General features: G+C 50.7%; 16 protein-coding genes and 1 other RNA gene. 6 read left to right on the top strand and 11 right to left on the bottom strand.

All coding sequences use genetic code 11. The features are described 5' to 3' along the window. Positions 1-2: 2 nt before the first annotated feature. The 11 genes from tolQ to NBZ79_RS06820 all read right to left on the bottom strand — a co-directional run bounded on the left by tolQ (position 3) and on the right by NBZ79_RS06820 (position 6380). The gene (gene tolQ, locus NBZ79_RS06870; protein WP_251936710.1) at positions 3-725 is read right to left on the bottom strand and encodes a protein TolQ; all 723 of its coding nucleotides are present in this window, start codon (positions 723-725) and stop codon (positions 3-5) included. Continuing rightward, positions 726-1214 (bottom strand): tol-pal system-associated acyl-CoA thioesterase, encoded by a 489-nt coding sequence (ybgC, locus tag NBZ79_RS06865; RefSeq protein WP_251936708.1) that lies wholly within the window; start codon positions 1212-1214, stop codon positions 726-728. It abuts the gene before it with no gap. Beyond that, positions 1207-2253 carry a Holliday junction branch migration DNA helicase RuvB gene (ruvB, locus tag NBZ79_RS06860; RefSeq protein WP_251936706.1) on the bottom strand — a complete coding sequence of 349 codons (1047 nt, stop codon included), beginning with the start codon at positions 2251-2253 and terminating at the stop codon, positions 1207-1209. Before ruvB ends, ybgC begins: the two co-directional genes overlap by 8 nt. After that, on the bottom strand, positions 2250-2876 hold the full coding sequence (ruvA, locus tag NBZ79_RS06855; RefSeq protein WP_251936704.1) for a Holliday junction branch migration protein RuvA: 627 nt from the start codon (positions 2874-2876) through the stop codon (positions 2250-2252). Before ruvA ends, ruvB begins: the two co-directional genes overlap by 4 nt. Continuing rightward, a complete protein-coding gene (gene ruvC / locus NBZ79_RS06850; RefSeq protein WP_251936702.1) occupies positions 2873-3388 on the bottom strand; it encodes a crossover junction endodeoxyribonuclease RuvC in 516 nt (171 codons plus the stop codon). Before ruvC ends, ruvA begins: the two co-directional genes overlap by 4 nt. A gap of 24 nt (positions 3389-3412) precedes the next feature. Continuing rightward, complete coding sequence (locus NBZ79_RS06845) at positions 3413-4165, bottom strand: YebC/PmpR family DNA-binding transcriptional regulator (protein WP_251936701.1); 753 nt, start codon at positions 4163-4165, stop codon at positions 3413-3415. A gap of 95 nt (positions 4166-4260) precedes the next feature. Next, the gene (locus tag NBZ79_RS06840) at positions 4261-5079 is read right to left on the bottom strand and encodes a TIGR00282 family metallophosphoesterase (protein ID WP_251936700.1); all 819 of its coding nucleotides are present in this window, start codon (positions 5077-5079) and stop codon (positions 4261-4263) included. Further along, positions 5076-5645, bottom strand: coding sequence for a 5-formyltetrahydrofolate cyclo-ligase (locus NBZ79_RS06835; protein WP_251936699.1), 570 nt, complete (start codon positions 5643-5645; stop codon positions 5076-5078). Before NBZ79_RS06835 ends, NBZ79_RS06840 begins: the two co-directional genes overlap by 4 nt. Positions 5646-5683: 38 nt before the next feature. Further along, a non-coding RNA gene (ssrS, locus tag NBZ79_RS06830) (6S RNA) lies at positions 5684-5842 on the bottom strand. A gap of 13 nt (positions 5843-5855) precedes the next feature. Beyond that, positions 5856-6155, bottom strand: coding sequence for a cell division protein ZapA (locus NBZ79_RS06825; RefSeq protein WP_251936698.1), 300 nt, complete (start codon positions 6153-6155; stop codon positions 5856-5858). A 3-nt stretch (positions 6156-6158) separates the two neighbouring features. After that, complete coding sequence (locus NBZ79_RS06820; protein ID WP_251936697.1) at positions 6159-6380, bottom strand: hypothetical protein; 222 nt, start codon at positions 6378-6380, stop codon at positions 6159-6161. Positions 6381-6827: 447 nt separating this feature from the next. On the opposite strand from NBZ79_RS06820, the gene tkt reads away from it, so the two are divergent. The 6 genes from tkt to efp are packed head-to-tail and all read left to right on the top strand — an operon-like array spanning position 6828 to position 13437. Continuing rightward, a complete protein-coding gene (tkt, locus tag NBZ79_RS06815) occupies positions 6828-8831 on the top strand; it encodes a transketolase (protein WP_251936696.1) in 2004 nt (667 codons plus the stop codon). A gap of 53 nt (positions 8832-8884) precedes the next feature. Further along, on the top strand, positions 8885-9892 hold the full coding sequence (gene gap / locus NBZ79_RS06810; RefSeq protein WP_251936695.1) for a type I glyceraldehyde-3-phosphate dehydrogenase: 1008 nt from the start codon (positions 8885-8887) through the stop codon (positions 9890-9892). A 28-nt stretch (positions 9893-9920) separates the two neighbouring features. Further along, positions 9921-11123: a phosphoglycerate kinase gene (locus NBZ79_RS06805; RefSeq protein ID WP_251936693.1), complete on the top strand. Its 1203-nt coding sequence runs from the start codon at positions 9921-9923 to the stop codon at positions 11121-11123. A 23-nt stretch (positions 11124-11146) separates the two neighbouring features. Then, positions 11147-12157 (top strand): class I fructose-bisphosphate aldolase, encoded by a 1011-nt coding sequence (locus tag NBZ79_RS06800; RefSeq protein ID WP_251936691.1) that lies wholly within the window; start codon positions 11147-11149, stop codon positions 12155-12157. Further along, positions 12117-12830: a thiamine phosphate synthase gene (thiE, locus tag NBZ79_RS06795; RefSeq protein WP_251936689.1), complete on the top strand. Its 714-nt coding sequence runs from the start codon at positions 12117-12119 to the stop codon at positions 12828-12830. Before NBZ79_RS06800 ends, thiE begins: the two co-directional genes overlap by 41 nt. Positions 12831-12873: 43 nt before the next feature. Then, positions 12874-13437: an elongation factor P gene (gene efp / locus NBZ79_RS06790; RefSeq protein WP_251936686.1), complete on the top strand. Its 564-nt coding sequence runs from the start codon at positions 12874-12876 to the stop codon at positions 13435-13437. Positions 13438-13467 lie beyond the last annotated feature (30 nt).

The following is a 13467-nucleotide window of genomic DNA, read 5'->3' as shown; positions in this document are numbered from 1 at the left end:
AATTAGTCGCCCTGGTCTAACTGACGCGACAGGATCGCTGAAAATTCTCCGGCGAACCCTTCAAGGCGAGTAATAATTCTTTGTAAATCATTGGAAAATTTATTGTAGGCCACAACAGCCGGGATAGCGGCGACCAACCCCAAGGCGGTTGCGAAAAGTGCTTCGGCAATGCCCGGTGCAACGACCGCCAAACTGGTATCACGCGTTGCGGCAATAGACTGGAAGCTATTCATTATGCCCCAAACAGTCCCAAACAAACCTAGAAAAGTTGCCGTGGATCCGACTGTAGCCAAAAAGCCCAAATATTTTTCAAGCCGCTCTACTTCGCGATCAATGGTGACCCGCATAACCTGATGAATTCGCGCTTGCAAGCCTGTATGAGAATGCTTGTCGATGCCTTTTTCGGTTGAGCGGGACCATTCTTTCATTGCGGCCGCGAACAACATTGCCAGGGGATTATCGGGGCTCGGTCCAACGCGACGGTATAAATCTTCCAGATTACCGCCAGCCCAAAATTCATTTTCAAAGTCGTCACAATCTGTGCTCAATCGACGAAACCGCAAGGATTTATCAATAATAATCGCCCAACTCCAAAACGAAGCAAGTATTAGAACAATCATCACTATCTGAACAACAATATCGGCCTGTAAAAACAGACCGATCATAGATAAATCATGTGCGGCGCCTCCCAATTCTTGGGTAACGACAATCGTTTCGTTTTCCATTTAGTCTTCCCTGGCTAAAGAATGCGCAAAATCTTCCGAAGATCCTAATATTGCATTAAACTTATCATTTATGGCAGAAGAAAGACGCTGAGGCCTTCCGCTACCCCCCAAACAGGCGACACGCACCTTTGTTGTCACAATAATGTCACTGCCTAATCGAATATCCTGTTGCATATGCAGCGAGGCCCCTCGCAAATCGGTAAGCGTCGTCAAAATATCCAGCTGATCATCCATCCGCGCCGGACGGAAATATTCAATGCCGCAGGCCCGAACAACGAAATTGGCGCCCTCTTCAACCATCATTTGCTGTTGATTAATACCAAGACCGCGCAGCATGTCCGTTCGCGCCCGTTCCGTAAATTTCAAATAGTTGGCATAGTAGACAATCCCGCCCGCATCCGTATCTTCCCAGTAGATCTGGACCGGAAAAACATGACGGACAGTTTTATCCTCTGTGACAAACTTCCCCAACATCCGTTCCTCAGTCATCACGAGTGTCTTCTTCAATGAGATTAAGCTGCGCGCTTATTTCCTTGGGAAAAGCTAGGCCGAGATGGTCAAAGGCTGCTTTCGTCAATAGACGGCCCCGCGGCGTTCTTTGTAAAAAGCCTTGCTGGATCAAATAAGGCTCAATGATATCCTCGATGGCATCTCGAGGTTCGGACAAAGCCGCAGATAAGGTTTCAACGCCAACTGGCCCGCCCCCAAAATCATGGGCGATCCGCCCCAGATAGCGCCTGTCCATTGCATCCAAGCCTCTTTTGTCCACTTCCAGGCGATTGAGGGCAGCATCGGCTTTGACAGCATCAACCAAATCCGCACCGGCAACCGACGCAAAATCGCGCACCCGGCGGAGCAATCGCCCGGCTACACGCGGAGTTCCGCGGCTGCGATTAGCAATTTCGATGGCACCGTCTTCACTTAGATTTACACCCAACACACGGGCACCACGGGCAACAATAAGCTTCAATTCATCTGGCTCGTAGAAATTCATCCGCAACGGAATACCAAATCGTTCCCGAAGGGGCGTTGTAATCAACCCCGAACGCGTGGTCGCCCCAACCAGGGTAAAGGGCGGCAAATCAATACGAACGGACCTGGCCGAAGGTCCTTCGCCAATAATCAGATCCAGATGAAAATCTTCCATGGCAGGATACAATATTTCTTCGACCGCGGGACTCAAGCGATGGATTTCATCGATAAAGAGAACGTCATTTTCCTCAAGGTTAGTAAGCAATGCTGCCAGGTCACCTGCTTTCGTGATAACGGGGCCAGCCGTCGCCCTGAAACTTACACCCAGTTCTCGGGCGACAATCTGCGACAGGGTGGTTTTCCCCAAGCCCGGCGGCCCAAAAAACATAACGTGATCAAGCGCTTCACCGCGGGTTTTTGCAGCCTGAATGAAAATACCCAGGTTTTCCCGCACTTGTTTTTGACCGATAAAATCTTCTAAAACCTGGGGGCGAAACTGACTTTCCACCAGATCTTGTTCTCCTTGGCCGGCCCCCACCAGACGCTCTTCAGTCATGCAGCGAGCTCCTTCAATCCTGCCGTGATCAGCGCTTCAACCGTTGCCTCCGGCCCGAGGGCCCGTGCGGCGGAAGCCACCGCCCCAAAGGCATCTGCTCGCCCGTATCCAAGATTAACCAACGCAGAAACAGCATCCCCTGCCGCTGCTTGCGTTGCCTTTCCTCCCGGATTTGCAGATGTTGAAACTTCAGCGGCAAATGCGACGGGGCCCAGATCCATTTTCGCGACTTTATCTTTCAGCTCCGCCGTCACCCGTCCGGCAACTTTCGGGCCGACGCCGGTCACCCGGGTCAGCGCGGTTTTATCACCTGCAGCTATTATTTGTGTTAGCTCCTCACTGCCATACAGAGAAAGAACAGCAAGCGCGACTTTCGCGCCCACACCCTGGACAGTCTGTAACAACAAAAACCATGACCGTTCGGCCACTTCCTGAAAGCCATAAAGATGAATATGATCTTCACGGACGTGGGTTTCGATATGCAAGCTTACAATGCCGCCCTTTTCCGGTAATGCTCTCAATGTCCGGCCAGAGCAAAAAACCACATAGCCGACGCCCCCGACATCAATGATCACCCAATCCTCGCCGGTGCTATCTAGTTTTCCGGTAAGCTTTGCAATCATGTTGAGCGCCCTACCATCATTGTCGCTTTCTTTAGGCTGCGATTGCTTCCCGCATAATGAGCATGACAAATGGCAACCGCCAGGGCATCCGCCGCATGCTCGTTGGAAATCTTGCATCCGGGTAAAAGCATGCCAACCATTGCATGAATTTGATGCTTACCGGCGTGGCCGGCCCCGACAACAGATTTCTTGATCTTGTTAGGCGCATATTCTTCAACAGCCAGACCGTGCAACGATGGAACCAGCAAGGCAATCCCCCTCGCCTGCCCGAGTTTCAAGGTAGAAACCGGGTTTTTGTTCACAAAAGTTTCCTCAACGGCTGCCTCCGTCGGCTGCCAGTCGATAATTACCTGATTGATACCGTCATAAAGCTGCACCAGCCTCTCAGATAGGCCAAGGGTTCCATCAGAAGCAACAGCCCCATTGCCGAGATGGCGAAGACTGTTGCCTTCCACTTCTATGATCCCCCACCCGGTATGGCGAAGTCCTGGATCAAGGCCCAATAAACGCATGCCTGACGATTTTCCTTTCAGAGACTAGTCGCCGAGTTTTTCCATTATGTCGGCCGGAATGTCAAAATTCGCCGAAACTTTCTGAACGTCGTCATTATCTTCTAATACATCAACCAGCTTGAAAACCGAGTTTGCTTTTTCTTCCGTTTCCACAGGGATGGTATTTTGCGCCTTCCAGATTATGCCGGCTTCTTGCGGTTCGCCAAATTTTTCTTCCAGCGCATCTCTCACATCGTTGAAATCTTCTAACGCACAGGTGATTTCATGGATTTGATCGTCGCTTTCAACATTATCTGCGCCAGCCTCCAGGGCCACTTCAAAGATATCATCGCCATCAATTTCTGCGGCGTCAAAGACAACCTGCCCGACATGGTCAAACATAAAGGAAACTGATCCGGTTTCCCCAAGGGCACCGCCGGATTTAGAGAAAGCGGAGCGAACTTCTGCCGCCGTCCGGTTTTTATTGTCCGTCAAGGTTTCAACAATAACCGCGATACCACCCGGGCCATAGCCTTCGTAGCGAATTTCCTCATAGACTTCACCGTCGCCTTCGCCTGAGGCACGTTTGATGGCCCGGTCTATATTATCCTTGGGCATATTATCACTGCGTGCTGCCGCAATGGCCGTCCGCAAACGCGGGTTCATGCTCGGATCAGGCAGGCCGGATTTTGCTGCAACCGTCAGCTCGCGGATATGCTTTGCAAAAATCTTCGCCCGCTTTTTATCCTGCGCGCCCTTGCGATGCATAATGTTCTTGAATTGTGAATGTCCCGCCATATTCCGTCTCTTATTTTTGATGCATGTATACTGGTATTGCCGTTTGTAACCGATCCGTCCTCCAGAGGCACGCGGTTTTTAACGAAGTTGTATAACTAGCTTAATTCCGGCCAGATTTCCATTAAACGGCCGCCAACCCGGATCGGTGAAACCATCTGGGCAAGACCGGTTTTATCATTTGTTGCGACGAAGACACCACATGCCGTCCCTGCCCCCAAAGCCGGCGTAAATCTTCCCCCTGAAATTTTTCTGGTAAAGCGCCGCAAGGGTTCCTCCTTATCCATGCCAATCACCGAGTTATAGTCACCGCACATCCCCGCATCGGTCTGATAAGCTGTGCCGCCGGGAAAGATCTGTGCATCTGCAGTCGGCACATGTGTATGGCTTCCAACGACGAGGGACGCCCGACCATCGCAGAATTGCCCCATTGCCATTTTTTCAGACGTTATCTCACCATGTATATCAACCAATATGGCATCAAATTTTTTACCAAGCGGGTTGGCAGCAAGAATTTTATCAACGGCAGCAAACGGATCATCCAGCGGATCCATGAAAAGCCGCGCCATGACTTGAATGACAAGAATTGTCTTGCCATTGCGCGTTTTAAAACCACTAAAGCCTCGACCGGGTGTGCCAGCCGGATAATTTACCGGCCGCAGAATTCTGGCATCCTTTTCCAGGTACGGCATTATTTCCTTTTGATCAAAACTATGATTGCCAAGGACAATGCAATCCGTACCGGCAGCGTAAAATTCCTCGGATATTTTTTCTGTTATACCGAAGCCCGCCGCCGCATTCTCACCATTAACCACGACAAAATCAAGGTCGAGTCTCTTTCGTATCTCAGGCAATCTTTCGATCAAGACCTCTCGACCGGATCGTCCAACTACGTCACCGAAATATGCAAACTTCACGTAAATATCCTAACGTCTCTTTCTGTCACCATAGCATCAAGCTGCTGGTCATATTGATCAGTCGCGACTGTCTCAACCTCCTGACCGACATATCCGAACCCTATGGCTTTGCACCTGGAATTTCTACGTAATTTCTCAAGCGTTCTATCGTAAAAACCACCGCCATATCCCAGTCTATAGCCTGCTGCATCAAAGGCAAGTAAAGGCGTGATTACAACATCGGGCATTACCGTTTCTGCGGTTTCCGGAGGAACGGGAACTTTGAAGGGGCCCGGCTGCAAAATCATTTCCGGGTCCCAGCACCGAAAGAACAGTGGATGATTTTTTTTCTCTATAACCGGCAAAGCACAAGTGACGCCCGCTTCGTGAAGTTTGATCAAGAGAGGTCGGGTATCTAACTCCGAACCGATGGGCCAATAAAGGGACAGGGTTTCATTTTTGGAAGGCGGAAAAGCGTGAAGGAAATTATCGGCCGCCAGAGACGCAGCATCCGCCACTGACAAGCCATCCCGTATTTTCTGGGCATGTCCACGCTGGACCTGTTTTTGAGAGGCTTGCGATGTCACTTGGTATGATTTCTATCAAAGATATACTAGAAAATAAAAGCTGCACCAACATAGCCGTCGATGCGTGGAAATCACCGTGGCCTGACAAGTCAGGTGGGCGCCGATATGTTAGGACCAGGGTCCAGTCAGGGAACAGCTCCCAGGATTTCGTTATTGGCCCCAGGATATCATTCATCAAACGCACAAGCCAGTGCAGCTCTGAGGCTCTACTTAAGCGCTTTCCAGGCGATCTGCAATAGCTTCAATTTTTTCAGCCAACATATCTGTATTTGTCCCGCCTGCTTCCTCGCGTAATTTTTCGACAGTTTCATAGGCTTGGGATAAGTCATCAGCAATAAGTAACGACGCCATCAACAATAATTGACCTTCACTCGCATTGGAAATGGACTCCGACAAATCCTGAACCTTCTTGTCTACAAATTCCGCAAGATATTCCAAATGCTCTTCTTCGCCGTCTCCGCAGACAATTGGATATGCCCGGCCATTTACCTTAACTGTCAAAGATGCCATGGTTTATTGCTCCAAAATCGCGGTCAGTTCATTGATGGAATTATCGAGGCGCCCGGAAATAGTATCGGCTGTCCGCTCCAGCGTTTCGTATTTCTCGGTCATTGCTTTGAGCTCTTCTCTCAATGCAGCATTTTCGGCTTGCAAACCAGCTGTCGCTTGGTCGGCTCCCATATCGAAACTACCCTGATTGCGATCATCTATAGCGGCTGCAGCCGCCTTCTCCAATCGCGATAAAGCAGCGTCTAATCTTGATTCGCTAATCTGCTTGCCCCCCGCCCTGTATTTTTACATTGGTTAGCATCACTTACGTGATATCCCTCATATTCCACAATACGATTTTGCCATAAGGCCCGTCAACATAATTGGTTGTGGCCTTTTTATTGGGATTCCGGGTGTCACCGGCAACTAAGCAGTTGACGAAAAGAAGTTTGGGCGGCATCTTCCGCACGATTCCAAAAGTGCCATCTGGAGGCCGGTGGATCTTGTTGTTTGGACAATGCATGTTTTTTGCTTGCCATACTAACCGGATTTACCCAAATCACGGATGCAAATTGTAACTAAACCCTCAATGGGCACCAGCAATATACGCAACGGAATTTACCTCCTGTTCTGGTGGTAAATTAATGTTGAAGGAACATATTTAGTGGCTGGTGGAACAAAGATGAGCCAACTATGAACAACTCCGGGCTTACGCCGTCTGCGAATTCGTCAAAACATAACGATATGGCCAATGCCATTCGTGCTCTTTCCATGGAAGCTGTGCAAAAAGCAAACTCCGGACATCCCGGCATGCCCATGGGAATGGCTGACGTGGCAACTGTCCTTTATTCAAAATTTTTGAAATTTGACCCGGCAAAGCCCAATTGGCCGGATCGCGACCGATTTGTTCTCTCCGCAGGACATGGCTCCAGCTTACTTTACTCCCTCCTTCACCTGACGGGATATAAAGACCTTACACTTGATGAGATCCGGAATTTTCGGCAATTAGGATCAAAAACCGCGGGCCATCCCGAATACGGACATGCGGATGGTATTGAAACGACAACGGGTCCTTTGGGCCAGGGTCTGGCAACCGCTGTCGGAATGGCGCTCGCGGAACGGATGTTGGCAGAGCGTTTTAACACCCTGGTAGATCATTATACCTACGTCATCGCGGGAGATGGCTGCCTGATGGAGGGAATTAGTCACGAAGCGATTTCCTTTGCCGGCCATTTGGGCCTCAGCAAGCTTGTGCTGTTATGGGATGACAACTCCATCAGCATCGATGGCGCGACAGACCTGGCGGTTTCAGATGACCAGGGCAAGCGGTTCGAAGCTGCTGGCTGGGACGTGCAAACTATCGATGGTCATGATGCCGAACAAATTGAAAAAGCAATTGATGCCGCGCGCAAGACCAACAAGCCGTCGATGATCGCCTGCAGGACGACAATCGGATATGGCGCACCTAATAAACAAGGAACGGCTTCCGCTCATGGCGCACCGCTGGGCAATGATGAAATTGAGCTTACACGCAAACAGCTAAACTGGCCTCATGCCGCATTTGATGTGCCAGTCGAGATACTGGATTGCTGGCGGACCGTTGGAACCAAAGGCGCTCGTTTGTCGGCTGCCTGGGAAGAAAATCTCAACGCGCAGAGTGCAGATATCCGCCAGGCCTTCGAAACCGGCCAATCCGGCGAAATACCCGCCGATTTTCACGACACCATTGCGGCATATAAGCAAACGTTGAGTGACACAGCACCCGGTTGGGCGTCGCGTAAATCCAGCCAGGAAGCGCTGAATGTAATCAACGAGCATATCGCTGAAACGATCGGCGGATCGGCGGATCTAACAGGATCAAATCTGACGAAGACCTCGCATATGTTGCCGGTAACACCTGAGGATTTCTCCGGTCGCTACGTTTATTACGGTGTGCGGGAATTTGGCATGGCAGCCTTCATGAACGGTATTGCCCTGCATGGCGGATTTATTCCCTATGGTGGAACCTTTATGGTGTTCACTGATTATGCCCGCCCCGCCATCCGGCTTTCGGCCCTGATGGGTCTTCGTGTCATCTACGTCATGACACATGATTCAATTGGTTTGGGAGAAGACGGGCCAACCCATCAGCCTGTTGAACATATGGCCTCGTTACGTGCCATTCCTAATCTTAACGTCTTCCGCCCCGCCGATGCTGTAGAAACGGCGGAATGCTGGCAATTGTCGCTTGAGGCAAAATCAACACCTTCCGTGTTGTCATTGAGCCGCCAAGGCCTGCCGCTTTTGCGCCTTGCACATACGGAGGAGAACTTGTCCGCCAAGGGCGGTTACGAGCTTTCGGCTGCGAATATCGAGGCGAAAGTCACGCTTATTGCTACAGGCTCTGAGGTTACAATCGCTGTAGAGGCCCAGAAGAAACTTGAGGCAGAAGGTATCGGAACGCGTGTTGTATCCATGCCGTGCTGGGAACTTTTTGATGCTCAGGATATGTCTTATAAGACCGAAACTCTCGGGCCGGGAACCGTTAAGATTGCGGTAGAAGCGGCCTGCTCCATGGGCTGGCAAAAATATACCGGCCTTGACGGCGGTTTCATCGGCATTGACAGCTTCGGAGCAAGCGCGCCCGCCGAAGATCTTTACAAGCATTTCGGCATTACTGCAGAGGCGATTGTTGCCGCTGCAAAGGAAAGACTTTAATTCAGTTACGGGCGGTCACGTGATCGCTTGTCGACATAAGGAGTAAGAATAAGATGACTGTTCGTGTAGCAATCAATGGTTTTGGACGTATTGGGCGAAATATTTTACGGGCGATCTATGAAAGTGGGCGCACCGATATCGATGTCGTCGGCATCAACGATCTCGGTTCTGTGGAAGCCAATGCACATCTTCTTCGCTACGATAGTGTTCACGGCCGGTTCCCGGGAACCGTCACGGTGTCCGGTGACAGTATCGATCTGGGGCGCGGTCCTATCAAGGTAAGCGCAGAACGCAATCCCGCAGACTTACCCTGGGGTGAGCTAGGTGTAGATATCGCCTTTGAATGCACCGGCATTTTTACACAACGCGACAAGGCCGCAGCTCATTTGGCTGCCGGCGCAAAAAAAGTTCTCATCTCGGCACCCGGTGCTGAAGCAGACCTGACAGTTGTATTCGGTGTCAATCATGATCAGCTGAAAGCAGAGCACACAGTTGTTTCAAACGCGTCCTGTACGACAAATTGCCTGGCGCCTGTCGCCCAGGTTTTGAATGATTCCGTCGGACTGGTTCATGGCTTCATGACAACGGTTCATGCCTTCACCGGCGACCAGCCTGTTCTTGATACTCTTCATTCCGACATGCGCCGCGCGCGCGCAGCCGGCATGTCAATTATCCCAACCTCTACAGGCGCCGCAAAGGCTGTCGGCTTGGTTCTTCCTGAACTGGCCGGAAAACTTGATGGTACATCTGTGCGGGTTCCAACGCCGAACGTGTCAATGATCGATCTCACCTTTGTTGCCGGTCGGTCAACTTCCGTTGAAGAAGTCAATGCAGCAATCGTTGAGGCTGCGAATGGCCGCCTCAAAGGCGTGCTGGACGCCAATAGCGAGCCATTGGTGTCAATGGACTTCAACCATCATCCTGCAAGCTCTTCTTTTGACCTTACGCAGACGCAAGTCATCGAAGGGACATTTGTTCGGGTTTTGAGCTGGTACGACAACGAATGGGGTTTCTCAAACCGCATGGGTGATACAGCTATTGCCATGTCAAACGCCAGCTAAATACAAGTAGAATACGGAGTTAGATAGGATGGTCGGTTTCAAGACATTCGATGATCTGGACGCGAACGGCAAGACTGTTCTTGTCCGGGTAGATCTGAATGTACCCATGGTAGATGGAGAAATTTCTGATTTTACCCGCATCGAACGAATTGTACCGACCCTTCAGGAATTAAAAGCCAAAGGCGCTAAAATCGTATTGCTAAGCCATTTTGGTCGCCCCAAGGGCAAGCCGGTTCCGGAAATGTCGCTCCGTCCTATTGCCGCGGGCCTCGCACGGCATCTCGGATCGCCCGTCGAGTTCGTTGAAGATTGCATTGGAGCAGATACACACAGGAAAGTTCGAGATTTTCCAGAAGGAAGTGTCATACTTCTTGAAAATGTCCGCTACCATGCCGGCGAAGAAGCAAATGAGGATGCATTTGCCCAAGAACTGGCGAAAAACGGTGATGTTTACGTCAATGATGCTTTTTCATGTTCCCACCGGGCCCATGCATCAACGGAAGCCATCGCGCATATTTTGCCTGCATATGCGGGCCTAAACCTTGAGGCGGAGCTAACCGCTCTTTCTTCTGCGCTTGAGAATCCATTGCGACCTGTTATGGCAATTGTCGGCGGGGCAAAAATTTCAACAAAACTCGATCTGCTTTTCAATTTAATTGAAAAGGTCGATTGCCTGGTAATCGGCGGCGGCATGGCCAATACGTTTCTCAATGCCAAAGGCGTTGATGTTGGCGCCTCGCTTTGTGAACATGATCTCGCGGACACGGCCAACGAAATTCTCTCCAAGGCAGAAAAAATCGGGTGCGAAATCCTGTTGCCAGAATTTGCCGTTCTCGCCAAGGAATTTAAAGCAGGCGCGGCTAATAGAACGGCGTCTGTTGAAAATGTTCAGTCAGACGAAATGATCCTGGATATCGCACCAGCTTCTGCATCGCTGTTGGAAGATCGCCTTAAGAATACGAAAACACTGATATGGAACGGCCCGCTTGGCGCTTTTGAAATTGATCCTTTTGGCGATGGAACCATTGCAGTTGCGCGGGCGGCGGAAGCCTTGACCCGAAATGGAACACTCATATCTGTAGCAGGTGGCGGCGATACGGTGTCGGCGTTGGCCAAGGCTGGGGTGACCGACGGATTTACGTATATTTCAACAGCGGGCGGTGCCTTTCTCGAATGGATGGAAGGCAAAGACTTGCCAGGTGTTCTCGCCCTCGATAGTGACCCGGCCTAAACAAACGAAAAAAGGAAGAGATCATGAGTGATCTTGATATGGAAGATGTTGCCTTGGCATTGGTTGCCCCGAGCAAAGGTATCCTGGCGGCTGATGAAAGCACCGGGACCATCAAAAAACGGCTTGATAGTATTGGTACCGCGAGTACCGAAGACAGTCGGCGCGATTATCGTGAATTACTTTTCACGGCGACCGGCGCATCGGATTATATCAGCGGTGTCATTTTATATGACGAAACACTTCGTCAATCCTCAGGCACGGGAACACCCTTCCCCGAACTACTCAAAGCCAACGGTATTATTCCGGGGATTAAAGTAGATATGGGCGCAAAGCCCCTCGCCTTTTCAAATGGCGAGTTGGTCACCGAAGGTTTGGATGGATTACGGGAGCGCCTCTCCGAATATTATTCACTCGGTGCCAGATTTGCGAAATGGCGTGCCGTGATCGCAATTAAGGATGGCGCGCCAAGCCAATATTGTATTGATACAAATGCCCATGCCCTCGCCCGTTATGCTGCCTTGTGCCAGGAAGCTAATATTGTCCCCATCGTTGAACCGGAGGTTCTGATGGACGGTGATCACAATATTGACGAATGCTATGCGGTAACCGAAACAACCTTGAAATCTGTTTTCGATGAGCTGTACAAGCAACGCGTTGTGTTGGAGCAAATGCTTCTCAAACCCAATATGGTGATTTCAGGCGCCGACTGTCAGGAGCAAGCTGGTGCCGAAGAAATTTCTGATAAAACCCTGTATTGTTTCTCGCAAGCGGTTCCCTCCGCAGTTCCCGGGATCGTTTTTCTGTCCGGCGGGCAATCTGAACAGCAGGCAACGGAAAATCTGAACGTCATGAACCAGCAGGGCAAACAGCCGTGGGAAATCAGCTATTCATATGGGCGCGCGTTACAAAGCTCAGCCTTGGCTGCATGGCAAGGAAAGCCAGAGAATGTTGCTGCGGCCCAAGCTGCTTTTCTGCACCGGGCGAAGCTAACGAGTGCCGCTCGCGACGGTGAATATAACGCGGGAATGGAATAGGTCGACGTCAATGCAAGGCCAGGAATTACCGGAAAGAATACCCACTCGGCTCTATTTAATCTCCCCCGCAGAGATCGATTTGGACAGCTTTGAAACAGCCTTCAAGGAAGCACTGGAAGGCGGAGATGTCGCCTGCTTCCAGCTCAGGCTGAAAGATCGCCCGCGGGATGAAATTGTTACGGCCGCAAAGCGTTTGATGCCACTTGCCCAGGCGGCTAATGTCGCTTTTTTATTGAATGATGACCCGCAATTGGCTCGTGAGTTGGGCGCCGATGGTGTTCATATCGGGCAAGATGACATGCCGTTCAAGGCAGCCCGGGAGATTGTTGGGGCAAATGCCATTGTTGGTGTAACCTGTAAAAATTCCAAGCACCTGGCCATGCAAGCGGCGGAAAATGGGGCGGATTATGTGGCCTTCGGCGCTTTTTTCCCGTCAACCACCAAAGATGAGACGACCCGCGCCGATGTTGACATTCTCAGCTGGTGTTCCGGGCTTATCGAAACACCTTGTGTTGCCATCGGCGGCATAACCGTGGAAAACGCACCGGCGCTGGTTAAAAATGGGGCGGATTTTCTTTCCGTGTCTGCCGGCGTCTGGAACTACAAGGCTGGCCCGAAACAGGCGGTCCGAGATTTCAATCGCATGATTGATAAGGTAATCGCAACCTGTTAGGGTCCCGGCCAGAAATTTAACGTCGAGCAAATAGAGTTCAGTCATGAAAATAAATGGAAACGCAATTCGCCCCGGAAACGTGGTTGAACATAAAGGGGGTCTTTGGGTCGCCGTAAAAATTCAGCATACACAGCCTGGAAAAGGCGGTGCCTATCTTCAAGTGGAGCTAAAAAACTTGCGGGATGGCACGAAGCTCAATGAACGGTTCCGGGCTTCTGAGTCTGTTGAGAAGGTGCGGCTTGAGCAAAAACCACATCAATATCTGTTTGCCGATGGCGATATGCTGACCTTCATGGATACAAGTACATATGATCAGGTTTCCATTTCAAGCGATATGATCGGCGAGCGAGCGGTCTATCTTCAGGATGGCATGGCTGTTGAAATTGAATTTCACGAGGACAGCCCCCTCACCGTAATTCTGCCCGAACAGGTCATTCTGGAAATCACAGAGACCGAGCCGACAGTGAAAGGCCAGACAGCCGCGTCCTCTTACAAGCCAGCAATCATGGAAAATGGTGTCCGTATCATGGTTCCGCCTTTTTGCGGAACGGGCGAAAAAGTCGTCGTCAATACGGAAACTTCAGAATATCTTAAGCGCGCGGAATAGCCGGGCCGTCCTTTTCCCGGAATTTAATCA

This window comes from Sneathiella marina, from assembly GCF_023746535.1.
Classification (GTDB): domain Bacteria; phylum Pseudomonadota; class Alphaproteobacteria; order Sneathiellales; family Sneathiellaceae; genus Sneathiella; species Sneathiella marina.
The sequence above is the reverse complement of the archived record's forward strand: the minus strand, read 5'-3'. Positions and strand labels throughout refer to the sequence as shown.

What these genes read in the sequence shown, in the direction of transcription:
- tolQ (WP_251936710.1), bottom strand. Translation starts at nt 725, where the DNA reads ATGGAAAACGAAACGATTGTCGTTACCCAAGAATTGGGAGGCGCCGCA.
- ybgC (WP_251936708.1), bottom strand. Translation starts at nt 1,214, where the DNA reads ATGACTGAGGAACGGATGTTGGGGAAGTTTGTCACAGAGGATAAAACT.
- ruvB (WP_251936706.1), bottom strand. Translation starts at nt 2,253, where the DNA reads ATGACTGAAGAGCGTCTGGTGGGGGCCGGCCAAGGAGAACAAGATCTG.
- ruvA (WP_251936704.1), bottom strand. Translation starts at nt 2,876, where the DNA reads ATGATTGCAAAGCTTACCGGAAAACTAGATAGCACCGGCGAGGATTGG.
- ruvC (WP_251936702.1), bottom strand. Translation starts at nt 3,388, where the DNA reads ATGCGTTTATTGGGCCTTGATCCAGGACTTCGCCATACCGGGTGGGGG.
- NBZ79_RS06845 (WP_251936701.1), bottom strand. Translation starts at nt 4,165, where the DNA reads ATGGCGGGACATTCACAATTCAAGAACATTATGCATCGCAAGGGCGCG.
- NBZ79_RS06825 (WP_251936698.1), bottom strand. Translation starts at nt 6,155, where the DNA reads ATGGCATCTTTGACAGTTAAGGTAAATGGCCGGGCATATCCAATTGTC.
- tkt (WP_251936696.1), top strand. Translation starts at nt 6,828, where the DNA reads ATGAACAACTCCGGGCTTACGCCGTCTGCGAATTCGTCAAAACATAAC.
- gap (WP_251936695.1), top strand. Translation starts at nt 8,885, where the DNA reads ATGACTGTTCGTGTAGCAATCAATGGTTTTGGACGTATTGGGCGAAAT.
- NBZ79_RS06805 (WP_251936693.1), top strand. Translation starts at nt 9,921, where the DNA reads ATGGTCGGTTTCAAGACATTCGATGATCTGGACGCGAACGGCAAGACT.
- NBZ79_RS06800 (WP_251936691.1), top strand. Translation starts at nt 11,147, where the DNA reads ATGAGTGATCTTGATATGGAAGATGTTGCCTTGGCATTGGTTGCCCCG.
- efp (WP_251936686.1), top strand. Translation starts at nt 12,874, where the DNA reads ATGAAAATAAATGGAAACGCAATTCGCCCCGGAAACGTGGTTGAACAT.